Annotated in this window: 1 protein-coding gene; it reads right to left on the bottom strand. The window is 48.0% G+C overall.

What is annotated here, in order from left to right; all coding sequences use genetic code 11:
• The coding region (locus ACFIKY_RS09020) for a hypothetical protein (RefSeq protein ID WP_375661736.1) at positions 1-248 on the bottom strand (248 nt) is incomplete at both ends.

Here is a 248-nt window from a genome sequence, read left to right as displayed (position 1 = left end):
AACGTGCACTGGCAAGATTTCCTTGCTGCGTTTTTGCCCCATAAACATCTTGTGCTAAAGAAGTGTTTGGTGCCAAATAAACGTGGGGTACCAAGACCTCTTGTCCGTCGACAAGGTGGGTCTCAAGCCAGATCATATCCTTTTTGATCCCAGCAATTTGCTGAGGCGTTAAGGGCTTGCCTAGCACTAACCCCAAGGGATCTTGCTGCTCCACAGCATTGTCATAGAGCCTTTGCATTTGAGCATTG

The organism is Bartonella sp. CR127HXZ (assembly GCF_042194555.1).
Lineage (GTDB): Bacteria > Pseudomonadota > Alphaproteobacteria > Rhizobiales > Rhizobiaceae > Bartonella > Bartonella grahamii.
This window is presented reverse-complemented; position numbering and strand designations above follow the sequence as displayed.